At 39.6% G+C, this 17,540-nt stretch carries 13 protein-coding genes; 11 read left to right on the top strand and 2 right to left on the bottom strand.

Annotated features, from left to right (window positions below; translation table 11 throughout):
* Positions 1 to 56: 56 nt before the first annotated feature.
* Positions 57 to 950: an acyl-CoA thioesterase II gene (locus tag FTU80_RS11020; RefSeq protein ID WP_180085069.1), complete on the bottom strand. Its 894-nt coding sequence runs from the start codon at positions 948 to 950 to the stop codon at positions 57 to 59.
* A gap of 154 nt (positions 951 to 1,104) precedes the next feature.
* On the opposite strand from FTU80_RS11020, the gene ybaK reads away from it, so the two are divergent.
* Positions 1,105 to 1,572 carry a Cys-tRNA(Pro) deacylase gene (ybaK, locus tag FTU80_RS11015; RefSeq protein ID WP_180022788.1) on the top strand — a complete coding sequence of 156 codons (468 nt, stop codon included), beginning with the start codon at positions 1,105 to 1,107 and terminating at the stop codon, positions 1,570 to 1,572.
* Between the two features lie 253 nt (positions 1,573 to 1,825).
* Here ybaK and FTU80_RS11010 read toward each other — a convergent pair whose 3' ends face one another.
* A complete protein-coding gene (locus FTU80_RS11010; RefSeq protein ID WP_180085068.1) occupies positions 1,826 to 2,725 on the bottom strand; it encodes a hypothetical protein in 900 nt (299 codons plus the stop codon).
* A gap of 390 nt (positions 2,726 to 3,115) precedes the next feature.
* On the opposite strand from FTU80_RS11010, the gene FTU80_RS11005 reads away from it, so the two are divergent.
* The 10 genes from FTU80_RS11005 (at position 3,116) to mtlD (ending at position 17,387) form a co-directional block, all read left to right on the top strand.
* Entirely contained in the window at positions 3,116 to 3,385 is a 270-nt protein-coding gene (locus FTU80_RS11005) for a hypothetical protein (protein WP_180085067.1), read from the top strand.
* A 588-nt stretch (positions 3,386 to 3,973) separates the two neighbouring features.
* On the top strand, positions 3,974 to 5,758 hold the full coding sequence (locus FTU80_RS11000) for an IucA/IucC family siderophore biosynthesis protein (RefSeq protein WP_180085066.1): 1,785 nt from the start codon (positions 3,974 to 3,976) through the stop codon (positions 5,756 to 5,758).
* On the top strand, positions 5,751 to 7,208 hold the full coding sequence (locus tag FTU80_RS10995; protein WP_180085065.1) for a lysine N(6)-hydroxylase/L-ornithine N(5)-oxygenase family protein: 1,458 nt from the start codon (positions 5,751 to 5,753) through the stop codon (positions 7,206 to 7,208). The genes FTU80_RS11000 and FTU80_RS10995 overlap by 8 nt, the downstream gene beginning before the upstream one ends.
* Positions 7,208 to 9,043: an IucA/IucC family siderophore biosynthesis protein gene (locus FTU80_RS10990; RefSeq protein ID WP_180085064.1), complete on the top strand. Its 1,836-nt coding sequence runs from the start codon at positions 7,208 to 7,210 to the stop codon at positions 9,041 to 9,043. The genes FTU80_RS10995 and FTU80_RS10990 overlap by 1 nt, the downstream gene beginning before the upstream one ends.
* 54 nt (positions 9,044 to 9,097) lie before the next feature.
* Positions 9,098 to 9,730 carry a GNAT family N-acetyltransferase gene (locus FTU80_RS10985; protein WP_180023596.1) on the top strand — a complete coding sequence of 211 codons (633 nt, stop codon included), beginning with the start codon at positions 9,098 to 9,100 and terminating at the stop codon, positions 9,728 to 9,730.
* On the top strand, positions 9,727 to 10,119 hold the full coding sequence (locus tag FTU80_RS10980; RefSeq protein ID WP_180085063.1) for a hypothetical protein: 393 nt from the start codon (positions 9,727 to 9,729) through the stop codon (positions 10,117 to 10,119). The genes FTU80_RS10985 and FTU80_RS10980 overlap by 4 nt, the downstream gene beginning before the upstream one ends.
* The gene (locus FTU80_RS10975; RefSeq protein ID WP_257221495.1) at positions 10,095 to 11,366 is read left to right on the top strand and encodes an MFS transporter; all 1,272 of its coding nucleotides are present in this window, start codon (positions 10,095 to 10,097) and stop codon (positions 11,364 to 11,366) included. The genes FTU80_RS10980 and FTU80_RS10975 overlap by 25 nt, the downstream gene beginning before the upstream one ends.
* Positions 11,367 to 11,381: 15 nt before the next feature.
* Positions 11,382 to 13,649, top strand: coding sequence for a TonB-dependent receptor (locus FTU80_RS10970; RefSeq protein WP_180085061.1), 2,268 nt, complete (start codon positions 11,382 to 11,384; stop codon positions 13,647 to 13,649).
* Between the two features lie 111 nt (positions 13,650 to 13,760).
* Positions 13,761 to 14,981 carry an MFS transporter gene (locus FTU80_RS10965; RefSeq protein ID WP_180085060.1) on the top strand — a complete coding sequence of 407 codons (1,221 nt, stop codon included), beginning with the start codon at positions 13,761 to 13,763 and terminating at the stop codon, positions 14,979 to 14,981.
* Between the two features lie 234 nt (positions 14,982 to 15,215).
* Positions 15,216 to 17,387 carry a bifunctional mannitol-1-phosphate dehydrogenase/phosphatase gene (gene mtlD, locus FTU80_RS10960; protein WP_180085059.1) on the top strand — a complete coding sequence of 724 codons (2,172 nt, stop codon included), beginning with the start codon at positions 15,216 to 15,218 and terminating at the stop codon, positions 17,385 to 17,387.
* Positions 17,388 to 17,540: the final 153 nt, after the last annotated feature.

Here is a 17,540-nt window from a genome sequence, read left to right as displayed (position 1 = left end):
TATACGCTGGATGCTTAACTTAACAAGAATTTGAATGTTAAAGATTGTCACAGGCCTCACGATTCGCCTGTATAACGCATTAAATTTTCTTGTGTAGTACTTGCGACTAATTTTCCATCTTGCCACATTTGCCCATGAGTAAGCCCACGTGATTGAGAGGTTCGGGTAGTATTCATGTCATAGAATACCCAATTATCTACCCTAAAGGTATGATGAAAATACATCGAATGATCAAGACTAGTTGCGATGAGTTCAGGAGACAGATAATTTAAACCATGTGTTTTGAGCGCCGCAGAATATAAATTATAGTCTGAATAATATGCTGCAATGGCCTGATGTATATGAAGTTGGTCAAATTGTGCATCCAAGGCATCATGGAGTTTTAAATATTCTGCATATTGATTTTGATTTAAGACAGAAGCTTGACCGGACGGTGGCAAATCTGTCAGCACGTATTCAATTGGTTTAGATATAAGCTGAAAAGGCTGTAAAAATGTGGCCAGATATTCAGGTGAAATAGATGATTGGATTTGCGATTTATAGAATTGCTCCTCTTTGAGCATAATTGGTGGAAACTGTGGGATCAGATCTGGTTCAGGTATTTGATATTCCATACCCATTTCGTTATTCATATAGGACAACATCACCATATATATTGGTTTGCCATGCTGTATTGCGGTCACTTGTCGTGTAGAAAAACTATGACTATCACGTAAATTTTCGACTTTAAATAATACAGGCTGATTTGCAAGACCCGCAGAAATAAAGTTGGCATGTAAAGAGTGGAGTGGGAGTGTACAGGTAAAGGATGCACTGATTATGCTCTGAGCAAGTAATTGCCCACCAAAAATATGGTCACCAAACAGAGGTTTGCTCTGTGCCAAAAAGTAGCCCTGATCTTTGGGCACTACAGATAATAATTGGATGAGGTCTTGAGTCAGCGTTGTCATATTTTTTTAAAATTTTTGCTTTGTTTAAATGTATTCAACTCAAACTTATTGCACAAGTCGTGTTCATGAAAAATATAAAAGTCTTCGCCGGTCTTTCGAGAATGGGCTTATAATCGAGTTTTCTTAGTTGTCCGAATGGAATGACGAAAAAGCAATGACACCTGCATGTAAACTCTTAAAATCTAATAAAATCGACTTTACAATTCATGAATATGACCATGACCCAGAAGCAAAAAGTTTTGGTTTGGAAGCTGCGGAAAAACTTGGTTTAACGGTCGAAGAAGTCTTTAAAACCTTGATGGTTACGGACGATAAAAATTACTTTGTTGCCGTATTGCCAGTTGAATATCAGCTAAATTTGAAAAAAGTAGCCACAGCATTTGGCTGTAAAAAACTCAAAATGGCTGACCCAAAAGATGCAGAGCGTTTAACCGGTTATTTGGTTGGTGGTATTAGTCCAGTTGGACAGAAAAAACGCTTAAAAACTGTGATCGATGCTTCTGCACAGAACTTAGCTAAAATCTATGTGAGTGGCGGTAAGCGTGGTTTGGATATTGGTTTAAAACCCGAAGATTTAGCAAAAGTTTTGGGTGCAAACTTTGCTGATGTGATTGATGTCTAAATGCGTTTTTGCCTACTTAAATTTAAGTGAATTTAGAGGGAATACCTCCCACTTATAATCTATAAAATAACAGAAGCCGCATTGAGCGGCTTTTTGGTTCGATGAAGCATCAAGTGTACGGAAGAGATGCTTAGGAATCTATTAGATTTTCAGCTGCTGTCTGGGGTGTTGATTAAATGTTCGATACTTAATTTTCTGCATAATATTTCAGGTACAAGTTTATTAATTATGCACAAAATCACGAGAGATAACTTTATTTTAATTCAACATAACTTTCAGTCTTTACAAGCTTTATCAAGTAGTTTTGTTTTGTATTTAAAGTGAGCCCATTCGCATCTTTTAAATTTGATGTATGCAGGGCAATTAGACATTTTTGTGTGCCACAATGGATAACTTTAGCTTTAGCTGGATATGTAATAGTTAGTTTTTTAGCTTCGAGCCAATCAGTAATGAGGGCATCGTCAATGATAATTTGATTATGTTTTGTGCTACTAAATTCATTTTCAGCTTCTTTACGGGCATCTTTACCAATACTAATAACATAAAAAGTAAATGTGAAAAATAAAATATAAAAACCAACTAAATATGCATAGTAAATTCCACCACTTTGAACAATTTTATCAATTTTTTCACTGTGTTCTATGACTTCAAAATTATGAAATTTCTCTGATGAATCAATGGCGTCTTTAGCTGCAGGTTTTATGATATTGAGCGTAAATTGCCCAAGAGAAATCCAAAATAAGCCTACAACTGATAAAGGTTTTTGTATTTTGCTATTAATGGTATAGATAAAAATAGTTAGTAAAATTTGCCAAAATTTTACTAAGATCCTTTTAAAAATCAGGTTGAAAATAAAGAGAAGGATAAATGTAATAAAGACAAATATAAATTTTATCATCACTTCATATAAATTATTTTGGTAGACAGTATGTACCAAAGCAGCGAGTAAAAGTATTAAGAAGCCTACTACTAGCCCTGACATACCGTTTACCCATCCATACATTAGATAGTCTTGAATAGATATGCCAAGTGAAACTTGATTAAATCCGTAGTAGCTGATTAAACCATCGTAGTAAAAGTAACCGCAAACAAATAAGTAAATAGTAAATATTGTTGTAAAGAGGGCTATATCAAAACTGAAGTTAAATTTCATATGTAATGTTTCTTGGATCAGCTTATATGCTTTTTTAATTGCTTAGGTGAATAGTATTAAAGCAAAGTTAGAATTGCAAATTGAGAATTAGACCTAGATCAGGGTATCTAAGATGTTTCTGTAATAGTGGACGAAATTGTCTTAATTCAGTAGTACAAAATGCTCGCCAAATGTGGGTTTATTTTTAGCTTTGAATAACGAGAATGTATGTAGTCGCAGAAGTAGAATTTAGTAAAACTTCATGTTAGAGGTTAATTTATTAATAGTGCTTAATTATATTTAAATGTAAAAATACCTATAAAAAATAGGTATTTAAAATCAGACTAAAACAGTTGTATTTTAATTTAAAAGCTGTAATTTGAAAGAGCGATCTAATAAAGAGACAACAAAATGCCTTATTCAAATTCGAAAGCGATTATTGAGCAAATCTATAATTTTGTATTAGAAAAACACAGTTTAGCATCTAAAAGTCGATTTATGCAGTTATCGATCTTCTTTAGAGAATTGCATGAAGGGGATGACTCAAAATTTACCGCAGATAGGTCTTTTTATTACAAAGGAATCTTTAACAACAAAGAAAAAAGTATATTTGCAAATGCTGCACCTGACTTTTTTGATAAGCACAAGTTTTTGGATTGGGTTGTTAAATCAATTGATTGATTTCAACCAAATCGTTGGAGTACATAATTCATGCTGTATAACCAGTCTGAATAGAAGATATAGATCAGAAATCAGTAGGTGTTTGTTATGAAATACATGCTTATTGGCAATAAGGATGTATGGCCAGTATGGTGTTAGTAAAGTCTTCAATGATTAAAATTTAACTGCACATTTTGTACCTTGATTTAAAAAAAAAAGCTCGGTTGGATGCAGAATATAAAAACCCATGTAATAGACATGGGGTTTTTTAGTTTAAATTGCACAATGTGATAATACGGCTAAAAAATAAGCAACATGATTTATTTGTTCTATGCTAAATGAGAAAATTATCATTTAGTTCCATTTCAGAAAATTGTATAAGTAAAAACAGAAAAGTTCATATCAAAAAAATTAATTTTTAAATACATAGACATAAGACCAAATTTGCAATCCTGTAGCAAATCTTCACAAAAATGCAATTATTAATAATAATGATTATCATTAACATTGTTTCACGCTGGCCAGTGTACTAAGCATTACTTGCACAGTTAAAGAAACATAATTACATGACAAAGCTTGAAAAAGCTTAAAAATAGAGGATATGGTCAGATGAAAGAGCTTGCAAATCGCTTGGCGATGCAGCATCTTGTCAATGCATACTCACAAGAAACCGGTAAAGGTATTTTACTGGAAAAGTATCAACAGAATTCATCACAATTGACGTTTAGCCAAGGCTTGACGTTGTTATGCATCCCTTTAGATTGCATACAATCACAGTTATTTGTACCACTATCTTATGTCAGCCTTGTTGGTAGACATCGTCTTGCAGATCTCCCATACGTTTTTAATAAAGGACAGAAACAATCATTTAGTATCACCGCGATAGCGAGTTTATTACTTGAACAGCTCGTACAAGAGTCAGGTCATACACTGGATGCTTCATCATTATTAGAGCGTTGGATCGAAAGTCGTGAAGCGCTTATTCAATTTTTGACACTACGTGAACATGATTTTGAGGCTTTGGTCCAAGCGGAACAAAGTTTCATTGAATCGGAACAAGCTTTAATTTTAGGGCACAGCATGCATCCTGCACCGAAAAGTCGGGTCGGTTTTGTGCATGAAGATTGGGAAAGGTATTCGCCAGAAGCCAAAGGTCTCAGCCAACTGCATTATTGGTTGGTGGCTCCAGAATATATTCAAGAAGGTTCAGCTTTAGATCAATCAGTATCAGCGCAATTGAAAAGCGAATTGCAATGGCATTTATCAGAAACAGATCAAGCACTACTGAATGCTTATTCGCATTATAAGTTATTGCCTTTGCATCCTTGGCAAGCACGTTATTTACAGTCAAAAGCATGGTTTAAAAGTTTAAAAACCAAATTAAAAATTATCGATTTTGGCGAGAAAGGTTGGACATTTTCACCAACAACTTCGGTACGGACTATGGCAAGTTTTGCAGCGCCGTGGATGTTAAAACCATCACTATCTGTAATGATCACCAATTCAATCCGAGTCAACCTTGCCAAAGAATGCCACCGTGGTGAAATGACCCATCGACTTTGGCATTCAAGTCTCGGTGAACGTATTTTACAACAATGCCCAACGCTCAAAGCGGTGAATGACCCTGCGTGGATGGCATTGAGCATAGATGATGAAATCGTCGAAGAAACTATTTGCATCTTCCGTGATCAGCCTTTCAGTGAAAAGCAGCAGGTGAGTTGTATTGCGTCATTGTGCCAAGAGCATCCTGCACAGCCGAAAAGCCGTTTTAATGCCTTATTTGAACAAATCGAAAAACAACAACCTGAACTTGATCAAAGCGCCATTGCGATCAATTGGTTTAAACAATTCTTAGCTATCAGTCTAAAACAATTAATGTATTTGTACCATCAATACGGAATGGCCTTTGAATCACATCAGCAAAATGTCTTACTTGAGCTTGAAAATGCAATGCCTAAATATCTATGGCTGCGTGACAATCAAGGCTTTTACTATATCGAAGAACTTGCAGGTGAGGTCTTAAGCGCATTTCCAGAGTTGCAAGAAAAAGCGCAAGCCGTGGGTTCCAAAGCCTTTGTCGATGAGCGCTTTAGCTATTATTTCTTTGGTAATACTTTATTCGGCATTATCAATGCAATTGGTGCAACTGGATATGTCACAGAACAAGTGTTGATATCGATATTGCAAAATGAACTGTTGGCCTTGCATCAGGCTTATCCAGAAAGTTCATTGATTCATTCATTACTGTATCAGCCAACCTTACCGTATAAAGGTAATCTGTTGACGCGCTTGTATGAGCTGGATGAATTGATTGCTCCAGTCCATCAGCAATCGGTTTATGTACAGTTGCCAAATCCTTTATGTGTGGAACAGAAGGATGTGCAATATGCTTGATTTTATTGGGATAGGCTTAGGGCCATTTAACCTTAGTTTGGCGAGTTTGCTACATAAGCAAAATCATTTGCAGTATCAATTTTTTGAAAAGAAACCACAGTTCGACTGGCATGCGGGTATGCAATTGCCCAATACAGTACTGCAAGTGCCGTTTATGGCCGATCTGGTTTCCATGGTCGATCCAACCAGTCCTTTTAGTTTTTTAAATTACTTAAAGGCGCAGCAGCGTTTATATAAATTCTATTTTTTAGAACAAGCTCAGATTCCTAGACGTGAATATAACCATTATTGTCAATGGGTTGCAGACCAACTAGAGCATATTCAATATCAATCAACCGTAAAAGCCATTTATGCCCAAGAGCAAGGCTTTGAAGTCATGGTTGAGCAAGATGGACGTTTTAGACGTTATCAATGCCGAAATTTGGTCATTGGTTCGGGTAATGTTCCGCATTTACCACAGTGTCTAAAAGACATACAACAGCAATATCCGGAGCGCTGCTTACATTCTGCAAATTATTGCAATGCAGCGTTAAATCACTTGAAAGGGAATGTGGTTGTACTGGGATCAGGCCAGTCTTCGGCCGAAGTTTTTATGGATCTGTTTGATCGTCAATATTTGCAGGATCAAACCACAACAGCGCAGTTTAAATTGCATTGGCTGACCCGTTCTAATGGGTTTTTCCCGATGGAATATGCGCCGCTTGGTTTAGAGCATTTTAGTCCGGATTATACTGCGCATTTTTATCAACTGAGCCCTGAAAATAAAGCCAAACAACTGAAACAACAAGGTTTGTTATATAAGGGCATCAGTGCAAAAACCATCCGTGATATTTACCAAAAACTATATCACCGGAGCATTGGTCAAAATATTCAACAGACGCATTTACATGCTCAGGTGGGTTTGGTCGATGCCGAGCCTCATGGTGCGGGCATCCGTTTGCAGTTTCAGCATAAAGTCACGGCAGAACAATTCTATCTGGATGCGGACTTTGTCGTGGCTTCAACGGGATATCACAGTCCAGAGTGGCAATATCTCAAATATCTAAAACCACTGATTCAATGTGATGAATTCGGTCGCTGGAAAATTAGTGAGGACTACCGCGCACAGCATGACGCTGTCGGTGGAATTTTTGTTCAAAATCAGGAAATGCACAGTCACGGTGTCGGGACTCCTGATTTAGGCTTGGGTGCTCACCGTGCAGCGATCATTGCCAATCAATTATTGGGTTTTGACTTATACGATTTAGGCGATCAAGCACAAAGTTTCCAACATTTTTCACCCAGTGAAAATACTGAAATGCACAGTATGGGTGTTGTGAAAAAATCAGCGCCAACCAATATCCAAAGACCTTTATCCGTAAAAAAAACCATTGCCAACTATGCAATGAACCGCAATACGACCATGCCGAATAAGCAAGAACAGAATACGGTTAAACTCGAGAAATTATAATGACATTTGCAAAATTACAGATAAATCAAACGCAGTGGCGCCGTGCAGGGCAAAGACTGATTGAAATGGCGATTGCTGAATTTTTATATGAAGAAATTATTCAGATTCAGCCAGTGGAAAATAACACTTGGCAACTTAAACTGGATGACAAAACCTATCAATTTGAAGCGACACAGTTTCTGCTTGGGCATTGGCGTATTGTTGAAGGGAGCGTTCGCGAATTAAGTGAATCGACAGAACATCCTGCATGGAATCTGCATGAATTTATTCGTGCCTTTTCAAATCAAGCTGAGGTGAAACCATTTACCAAGGCCTATTTGATTAAAGAAATGAACAATACATGGTTAGCAGAAGCCCATGTTTTTGATGAACAGCGATTGCTGAGTCATGCTGTCTTGTCAGCGCCACACTATCAAATTGAAGGCATGTTACGTGGACACCCATGGCTTATTATGAGTAAAGGCCGTATGGGCTTTGGCTATGATGATTATTTAAGCTCAGCACCAGAGATTTCTCCAACGGTTAAAGTTCTGTGGTTAGCTGTTCATCGTGATTTAGCTAAGTTTCGTTCTACCGAGGCTTGGGATGCGCAAAGCTTATATCGCCATGAATTAGACTCAGGACAATTACATGATTTTCAACAGCAATTAGCGGACAAAGCCTTAGATGCTGCTGAGTATTACTTTATTCCTGTACATGCATGGCAGTGGCATCAGTGGTTAATCCCGACCTATGCCAATGAAATCGTCGATCAGCGCATTGTAGAGCTGGACATTGGACAAGATGATTATGTGCCAATGCAATCCATTCGTACTTTATGCAATACCAGTCATCCTGAACGTCATTATGTGAAGTTACCTGTCAGTATCTTTAATACGGCGGTCTATCGAGGTTTGCCTTCAAAACGAAATTTGGCTGCACCTGCGGTGACCGCTTGGCTGAAGGACTTACAACGTCAAGATGTAGACCTGCAAAAAACACAGGTAGCATTTTTAGGCGAAGTTGCAAGTCTCACATTACAACAGCCGTGTTTTGATCAGATAGACGGTGCGCCTTACCAATTTAAAGAATTGTTTGGGTGCTTATGGCGTGAAAGTGTAGAGCCATGTATTGGTGAACATGAGATGGCACTTTCCCAAGCCGCATTGTTACATCGAGATCTAAATGGTCAGTCTATTTTATATGTGTTGATTCAGGCTTCAGGTTTGACGCCTTTGCAATGGCTGAAGCGTTTTGCTGAAGTCTGCGTAACACCACTACTGATTTGCTTATACAAATATGGTTTAGCTTTTTCTCCGCACGGTGAAAACACCATGTTGATCCATGAAAATGGCTTACCGAAAAAAATGGTGCTGAAGGACTTTATTGATGATGTCAATTTAGTTGATGAAGATTTTCCAGAACTCGAAAATTTACCACCCGAAGCGCAAATTTTACTGCGCCATCCTGCTGAAGAACTTAGTCACTTTATCTTTACAGGTTTATTCATGGTGCATTACCGCTATATCTGTAATGTCTTCCTTGAAGATTATCCAGAGCATACAGAACTTGAGTTTTGGCAAACCATCTCCAGCGTGATCGACGAATTTCATCAAGCACATCCTGAATTGGCAGATCGTATTGAAAAATTCAGTATGTTCCGTCCAAATTTCGAGAAAATTTGTCTGAACCGCGTTCGGCTGTTTACCACCAGTTATAACGACGAAGCAGAACGACCAGTACCTGTATTTTTAGATCCAATTGCAAATCCTGTGAGTCCAAGCACTTTAAATCAGTGGGCGAAACAACAGCATACCGCCGAACAGAAAACGACAACCAACCGTATTGCGTCATAAGCAGATTTTTGAGCTAAGAACAGAAAAGATTAAATAAACTTAAAGGACGAGATCATGACAACGTTATCACGACAACTACCTGATTTTTATGAATACTATGAGAATGAGACGCAATACTACTTACGACAAATGCAATATCCAGAAGATATGGCTTTGGTTCATAAATGGATGCATGAACCGCATGTGATTCCACAGTGGCAACTCAATAAGTCAGAAACTGAACTAAAAGTGTATTACGAAAAAATGCTGGCAGATGATCATCACCGAATTTTGATCGTAGGGGTAAACGGTAAAGATGTGGGCTACACAGAGATTTACGAGGGAAAACGGGATCGATTAGGTTTGTACTACGACGGTGACGAGCTAGATCTAGGTTGGCATTTGTTATTTGGTGAAAAGTCCGTTTTTGGTAAAGGCTATTTACGTCCCGTCATGCGTTTATTGAGTTTTTATATCTTTGAAAATGCCGCATCAGCCAAGATTGTGGGAGAACCTGATCATAGTGTGAAGCCTTATGCCGTTGTGGTTGAAGACATGTGCTATGAAGCGCAGCGCCTAATCCCAATGCCTGAAAAGACTGCCATGTTGTATTACTGCTTTAGAGAAACTTTTTATGCAAAATTCGGTCATTACTTAAAAGACTCCAAGGCATTTCAGCATCAGCAACTAGCTAAGGCGGTGTCATGAGTTACAGCTGCACCCACATGCACATACTGGACATGCGCTTTTCAGCGCATGTTTCAATGGAAGAGTTTGAACAATGGTTGACTCAAGTTGAGCGCTTTTTTTTAAAGAGTCAGCCCTTTGTTTTGGTAATGCAAACGGCTGAGGGAACGACATTTCCTGAAGAATATCGGCAAATACAGGCCGTTTGGTACAAGAAGTTTAAACATCTCTTTTTTCAATATTGTTTGGGTCTGGTGCGTATTGCGCAAGATCCAGACGACTTCAAACGTTTAAATACACCCGCGCTGCATGCAGCGTGGCGTGTGCCTTATTACGTTTCATTAGAACAGTCTGATGCGCTGCAATGGGCAGTGCAGAGGTGGATATGCAACAACACTCAAGAAAATTAAATCATGCAATTTCACCATCTCAAATTTCAGTCCTGAGTTTGAGCGTCGTGATCATTTTGTACTTAGCACATGCATTGCCTTTGTATTTTTACAATGTGGCTTTGCCTGCCATTTTACGACATCAAGGGGTAGATTTACGCTGGATCGGCATGTTATCGCTGCTTTATATTCCATGGGCATTCAAGTTTTTTTGGGCGCCTTGGATCGATCAGCTCTATGTCAAAAAACTCGGTAAACGTAAAACATGGTTGTTGTTTACGCAAATCGCATTGGTACTGGGGGTACTGGTTTTAGCCTTTACGCAGTTTTCTTATGGGCTGACTTTATTTGTCATCGTTGGTTTATGGATTTCAACGTTTGCGGCAACGCAAGATATTGCGATTGATGGTTATACGGTAGAGAAATTTACCGAAGGCAATTACCGTCTGGGCAGTATGGCACAAAGTATTGGGGTGGCCGTCGGTAGTATGCTCGGTGGCGCTGCGACTTTATGGATTTACCAATATTGGGGTTGGCAGTCCGCGCTCACAACTTTAGCGCTGCTGACATTTGTAACCATGTTTGCGGTGTTTTTTATTCAAGAAGAACCAGAAACTCAACTTGCCAAAGCCAAACCAAGCCTACGACAAGCGTTTAAACGACCTGAGATTCGTTGGGCCTTGCTGCTCATTGTTTGTTATCGCGTGGTGGAAGCACCCGCTATGGCAATGCTGAATCCCATGTTGATCGATCAAAAATGGTCACTGTCTCAGATCGGGGTGTTGATGTCTGTGGTCGGTGCCGGTGTCGGCCTGATTGCAGCTGTTAGTGCAGCTGTATTGCTGAAAAAAATCAAAGCGACGCAATTGTTGGTCTGGGCAGGATGGTTACGTACATTGCTATATGCCGTCATTGGGGCAGCCGTTGTATTGGGATGGTTGAATCAATGGCATCTGCTTTTAGGTGTATTTGTCGTGTTGATGCTAGCCATTCGTTATATCGCCATGACATCACTCTATGCTTATTTCATGCAGACCAGTTCTAAAGAACAGGCGGGTACCGATTTCACTATATTAGTTTGCTTTGAATTGCTTGTGTACTTCATTGGCGGCGCATTTTCAGGTTTTCTCGCAAAATCATTAGGCTATGGACATTTTTACTTGGTATTGGCAATCGGCTCAGTAATCAGTGTCTTACTTAGTCAACGCATTGTTTTAAAAACACAAAATTTAAAAACTCAAACTCTTCCGACTCAATCGGAACTCTAAGAAATGGAAAAGAATATGAAACGTTTAGCTCTACCGATGCAACTGACTTGTCTCAGCTTAGCAATTTGCACTCAGCTTTATGCGCAAGACGTCACGACAGACACTGCACAAAATACAGCAGTTGAAACACAAACTACAGAAGCTACTAAAATGGCACCGATTGTTGTGACGGCAACCCGTTCTGCGAAAAGCATTGCCGATATTGCGGGTACGGTGTACAGCATTCCTAAAGAAGAAATTGAAAAACAAGCCAATGCAGGTAAAAGCACAGCCGATATTGTCGGTTTATTGGTGCCATCACTGACTCCATCGAGTGGTACAACGTCTAACTATGGGATGACCATGCGTGGACGTGTGGTGCAATACATGATCGATGGTGTGCCGCAAACGGGATATCGTGATGGATCTCGACAACTGGCAAGTATTAGCCCGTCGATGATTGAACGAATTGAAGTGGTCTCAGGTGCAAGTAGTATTTATGGTTCAGGTGCAACAGGCGGTATTATCAATATCATCACCAAACGAGGTGGATCAGAGCCGCTGAGTTTTGAAACAAAAGTCGGTGTCACTTCTGGTAATAACTTTAAGTCTGATGCGCTGGCTTATGAAGCTGCACAAACCATGAATTTTAATCAAGGCAATTTACGCGGAACTTTAGGTGCAAGCTATACCAAACGTGGTGAAATACAAGATAGTCATGGCAATCGTATTGGGCCTGAGATTGCGCAAACAGACCGTCAAGATACCGACACTTTAGATCTAAATGGTCGTGTCAGTTGGAAAATTGCCGATGGTCAAACGCTGAGTTTCGGTGCGCAATATTATAATGATGAGCAAGATAGTGACTATGGTCCAGACTATGGTCCAAATTTAAATGCGCTGCGCTCACAGCCCGTGGGTAGAAAGCTGCCGTTGTCTTTAAATGCGGTAAAAGGCTTACAACTTGCCGAACAACCACAAACTGAACGTTATAGCGTCAACGCACAATATGAAAATCAAGATATTTTAGGCCACCGTCTAAATGCTGAAACCTATTATCGAAATGAAAAAGCACGGTGGTTCCCATCTGCACGTCAAATGGCACCTGAACTCTTCTTGGTGTATCAGTCAGAAACCGATATCGATGTTTTAGGCGCACGTGTTGCACTACAAAAAGATCTTAACTTAAATGGTCGTGAACTGGGGCTAACCTATGGTGTGGACTATGAAAATGAAAAAGATCAACAAAATATCCAAATGTATGACAGTGCTACATTTATTCAAAGTAATGGTCTGAGTTATCAGCCGTTTAACTACTATGCCTTTGGCCCAGATGTTGAAACAGAAAAACTTGGCGTATTTGCCCAAGCGCAATATGAATTAACCGACCGTCTTGGCTTACAAGCCGGCATTCGCCATGAGCGGGTAGAGAGTGATGTCGATTCATCTGTGCCTTATATGGAAGCCATTACTGCAGATTTAACCCCAGGCTATGTGGCGAAAACACTGAATGGCGGCAAAGTAAAACATGATGCAACGCTGTTTAATGTTGGCGCGGTGTATCACTTAACAGATGCACAGCAAGTGTTTGCCAATTTCTCACAAGGTTCAAACTTGCCCGATGTGCAACGTATGCTGCGTGATGTGCCAGCAAATTCTGTGATTAATAGCCAAACCATTGACCCGATTAAAGTCAATAACTATGAGCTCGGTTGGCGTGTACAAAATGCCGGTGGTTTAAATGCCGGTGTGACGGCTTTTTATAATGACTCAGACAAGAGCCTGAAATTCGGTGCGCCGAATTACACCATTGATGTTATTGATACCGATGAACGTATCTATGGTGTCGAAGCCAATGCCAGTTATGAAGTTCAACCGAATTGGACGGTTGGAGGCACAGTTGCATATACCACGGGCCAATTTAAAAATACCCAAGGTGATTGGCAAGAATTGGATGCCATTCGTGTAGCACCTTTAAAAGGTACAGCATTTTCAGAGTGGCAATTTGATAATGACATGAGCCTACGTGTTCAAGCTTTAGCGATTGGCGGTACTGACAAAGCCCAAAAAGACGCTGTGAAATATGGATCTGCTCCAGCAGCTGCAATTAAAGGCTTTGCAACGATGGACGTTATTGCCAATGCAAAAGTAGGACCGGGTAATGTGGGCTTTGGTGTCTACAACGTGTGGAATACGGATTATAAGTCGGTATACAGTCAGTCTGTTGAAACTGTCTATGGCCCAATTTCTAGTCTAGCTGCTCAAGGTCGTACCTACGGTTTAAGTTATACAGTGAAATACTGATTTAAATCCTGAATCGGGTTTAAAGCACGGTATCGTGACTTACAAAATAGAGGTGGCTTAAGTCACCTCTATTGTTTATAACGTAGCCATTAAAAATGGATAACAAAAATAATGGATCGAAATAACAAACTGTTTATTGCTGCCAGTCTTGCCAATGGTGCAAGTTTCTCGATGATATTGCCGCTGTTGGCGCCATTGGTTCGTGAGTTAAAACTTTCTGAACTACAAGGCGGTGCGATGGTTTCCGTCGGTGCGCTGCTGATGGCTGTTGGTGCCATTTACATTTCAAAAAATCAATCCAAGTTTTCGATTTATCAACTCTTGAGTATCGGTTTTGTGGGCATGGCTGTGACATGGGGGCTATTTACTGCAGTGTTGATGTATGGCCTTTCTGTTCAGATAGGGATGTTGTTGCTGTTTAGTTTATTAATGTTGTCACGCGCAGCCACTGGGGTATTTATGGCGATGCCACAGATTGCCTTGCAAACTTATGTGATGACTCGTTTTAACAATGAGCAGCAGCGTTCACAAGCGATGTCAAAATTTGGTGCATTAAACAGTGCAGGCGTAATCATAGGGCCATTTCTAACAACCTTACTGTTGGGCTTTGGTGGAATTATGACGCCACTGTGGGCTGCAATTATTATTTTAGCGTTGATTTCTGTGGTCTTGGTATTCAGCTTTGACCGACATACAGAACAGCATAGCATTGAAAAGTCAGTAACTGAAAAGCATGAGGCAGCATCTACGGTTTTGAGCATTCAGCAATGCTATCCATGGTTAATGTTGGGATTCAGTCTCTATCTTGCTATCGTGACTGTAAATTTAACGGCAGGGTTTTATATTCAAGACCGCTTTAATATGACTGCTGCAGAAGGTGCAGTGCATTTTGCAGAGTGTTCTCTCGTCGTGGGTATCGCTTTGGTGGTTATGCAAACGCTGATTTCTAAGTATTTAAATTGGTCCGTATATCGCTTACTGTGGGTTGGGCTGTTTAGCATGGTAGCAGCCTTGCTGATTTCGGTTTTCACCACTGAATTACGGATATTTCAAGCTACATATCTTTTATATGGTATATCGGTAGCATGTTTAATCCCTGCATTTACAACGGGTGCAGCGCAAACGGCGCCCAGTGCGTTACAGACTAAGGTGGCAAGTTGGTGTACAGCCACTCAGGCTTTGAGCTTTGTTGTCGGGCCACTGATTAGTACGGGTTTATACCAGTGGCACAAAGAATTTCCGTATTATTTTTTATTTTTAGTGATGCTTGGTTTAATCGTATTCTTTTTATTTCAAGCCAAAACTCAAACCGTGAAGCGAGTGACTGAGTGAAATTGCAGTGAATTGTATATTTACAGCAATAGATCACTGTGTAGACCGTACCATCCTGACAATCGTGAGTTTTGATTACATGATGTTACTTGATCGGTGATTGATCTTACAAAATAGATGTTTAAAGCAAGCACTTTGATTAAAAAATAATCACAATTGTTTCATTAATTCTCAAAGTACTGAATCAATAGTTTTCTCCGTTATTCTTTTCACATAAAAAATAACGGAGGTTAAATGCTTAAATTTAATAATGATTTGGTTCTGGGCGCCATTTTTGATATGGATGGAACAATGTTTGATACTGAACGTTTACGGTTTCAAACATTGAAACAGGCATCTCTTGAATTGACCGGTGTTGAGTTTTCCGAATCATATCTGATGAATTGTTTGGGGCTAAGTGCACAAAGCGCGCATCGATTGGCCCAAGCCGAATATGATGAAAACATTCCATACGCAGATATTCGCAAACGCGCAGATGAATTAGAGCTGGAGCATGTTCGTCAGTTTGGTGTACCGATCAAAAAAGGCTTGGTTCAAGTATTAGAACGCTTACGCAAGTCAGGACTGAGGATGGCCGTGGCAACATCGAGTCGCCGTGCAATCGCAGAAGAATATCTCATCAATGCCAATGTGTATAAGTTCTTTGATGTCTTAGTCTGTGGCGATGAAGTTGAAAATGGTAAGCCACATCCTGAAATATTCATGCGTGCTGCCGCAAAGCTGAATTTAAATCCTGCTGATTGTTTGATGTTTGAAGACTCGGAAAATGGTGTGACTTCGGCCTTTGAGGCTGGCGGTATTACCGTACTGTTTAAAGATATTAAATCGCCCAATCAAAACATGCTGTCCAAAGCCAAATATTATTATGAATGTATGTATGACTGTTTGACGGAACTTGACCCGTTCATTGCGCATTTAGAGATGCCGCATGTGCAAGAGGCTTTTCCACAAACCCTTAATCAGCTCACTGTTGGTATTCATGGTTTTGGGGCGATTGGTGGTGGTTATTTAGCACAAATTTTGTCGCATTGGGATGGTTATACACGCCCGAAAAAAATTTATGCATCGACTCGTAACCCTTTATATCGTTCTGCGGTCAATGCATTTGGTACCTATTGTATTCGCTATGGTCAATTGTCTTATGACGAACGCATTGAAAACATGGCAGTCATTGATGCTGAAAATATTCAGCAGATGCAAGAGATGTACACAGAGTCAAGTTTGGTTGCCATCTGTTTGCCTGAAAAAGCGATTGCAGAAGAGGCCAAAACCATTGCACAAGGCCTGTATGCACGACATATTGCACATGATGAGAAAGCCATCGAACCACTAACGATGCTGATCATTTTGAACAAAGTCGGAGCAAAACAATTATTAATGTCACATTTAAAACAGGCTTTAACTGAGCTTGCTGGAGCGGTTGTTGCAGAGAAAATCATGCAACAACACTATTTTTGCGATACCGTGGTCAACCGCATGGTATCTAAGTTAAGTGACCAAAACTTATATCGTCAGCTCCGTATAAAATATAATATCTTCAAACAATTTCAATTAGATGAAGTTGAAGTGAATGCTCAATTAGACTTAGAAGATGCGACGAAATTAAATCCTGATCAGGAACGTCAAGCCACTTTATATGTTGAGGATATGCGCCGAAATTTCCACCCAAGTCATATATTGCAAAGCATGGATTTAATTTTATTTAACGCAGAATCTGACATGCCGATCTATGTAGAAAATAACAGTCCTTTGTTAGAAAAAATGCGTCAAATGATTTTGGTCGATCATATTGAAGATATTCAGCTAATCAAAAATCGCTTATGGAATGGCGTACATGCCATGTTGGCTTGGCAATCTGCACTGTTCAATCATCAAACCATAGGTGTGGCACTTGCAGATCATCGTGTTGATCAATTTATGCATGAACTCATTGACGAGGTGCAGGCTGGTTTAGCACGATGCTTACCTAATCGTGCTTTTGATTTAACACGACTGGCAGAAAGCTTTATAAACTCTTGTGAACATGCGTATAAAGACCCATGTGCGCGTGTGGCACGAGATCCTTTACGTAAACTTGCAATTAATGAACGAGTGTTGGGCTCGTTGGCGAACAATGTGAAATATGGACTGGAGACAACACATCTACAACAAGGGATTGTCTATGGTTTGATGTATGCCGTGAGTGTAAATCAATGTACGATGGATCAGGTTATCAACTTTATCCAGTTGCAATTTTCAGAACTGAAAAAGACCAACGAGCTTGAACAACTGGAACGTATTGAACAGATTGAGGCCAATGTAATGATACAGTTGCAGCATTTTTCTGATCAGTCCACAGAGCAGTTTACATCTTGGAAAAACCATGCTGTAACGCAAGATCAGAAAGATACTGCGAAATTTGCCTAAAATATAATGCATATCTGTGCGCAATGTATATTGAATCAAAATGCTGAGTATGACTCGGCATTTTTTTCTTACAAAGAAGCTTTAGATGAATGAATTTCAGTTCTAACTGAATATTACTAAATCAAAATTGGGCAAAGTCTGTTTTGATTCATG

Source organism: Acinetobacter sp. YH12145 (assembly GCF_013418335.1).
GTDB lineage: Bacteria > Pseudomonadota > Gammaproteobacteria > Pseudomonadales > Moraxellaceae > Acinetobacter > Acinetobacter amyesii.
This window is presented reverse-complemented; position numbering and strand designations above follow the sequence as displayed.

Coding starts and splice junctions, on each gene's coding strand:
- FTU80_RS11020 (WP_180085069.1), bottom strand. CDS start 950: ATGACAACGCTGACTCAAGACCTCATCCAATTATTATCTGTAGTGCCC.
- ybaK (WP_180022788.1), top strand. CDS start 1,105: ATGACACCTGCATGTAAACTCTTAAAATCTAATAAAATCGACTTTACA.
- FTU80_RS11010 (WP_180085068.1), bottom strand. CDS start 2,725: ATGAAATTTAACTTCAGTTTTGATATAGCCCTCTTTACAACAATATTT.
- FTU80_RS11005 (WP_180085067.1), top strand. CDS start 3,116: ATGCCTTATTCAAATTCGAAAGCGATTATTGAGCAAATCTATAATTTT.
- FTU80_RS11000 (WP_180085066.1), top strand. CDS start 3,974: ATGAAAGAGCTTGCAAATCGCTTGGCGATGCAGCATCTTGTCAATGCA.
- FTU80_RS10995 (WP_180085065.1), top strand. CDS start 5,751: ATGCTTGATTTTATTGGGATAGGCTTAGGGCCATTTAACCTTAGTTTG.
- FTU80_RS10990 (WP_180085064.1), top strand. CDS start 7,208: ATGACATTTGCAAAATTACAGATAAATCAAACGCAGTGGCGCCGTGCA.
- FTU80_RS10985 (WP_180023596.1), top strand. CDS start 9,098: ATGACAACGTTATCACGACAACTACCTGATTTTTATGAATACTATGAG.
- FTU80_RS10980 (WP_180085063.1), top strand. CDS start 9,727: ATGAGTTACAGCTGCACCCACATGCACATACTGGACATGCGCTTTTCA.
- FTU80_RS10975 (WP_257221495.1), top strand. CDS start 10,095: ATGCAACAACACTCAAGAAAATTAAATCATGCAATTTCACCATCTCAA.
- FTU80_RS10970 (WP_180085061.1), top strand. CDS start 11,382: ATGAAACGTTTAGCTCTACCGATGCAACTGACTTGTCTCAGCTTAGCA.
- FTU80_RS10965 (WP_180085060.1), top strand. CDS start 13,761: ATGGATCGAAATAACAAACTGTTTATTGCTGCCAGTCTTGCCAATGGT.
- mtlD (WP_180085059.1), top strand. CDS start 15,216: ATGCTTAAATTTAATAATGATTTGGTTCTGGGCGCCATTTTTGATATG.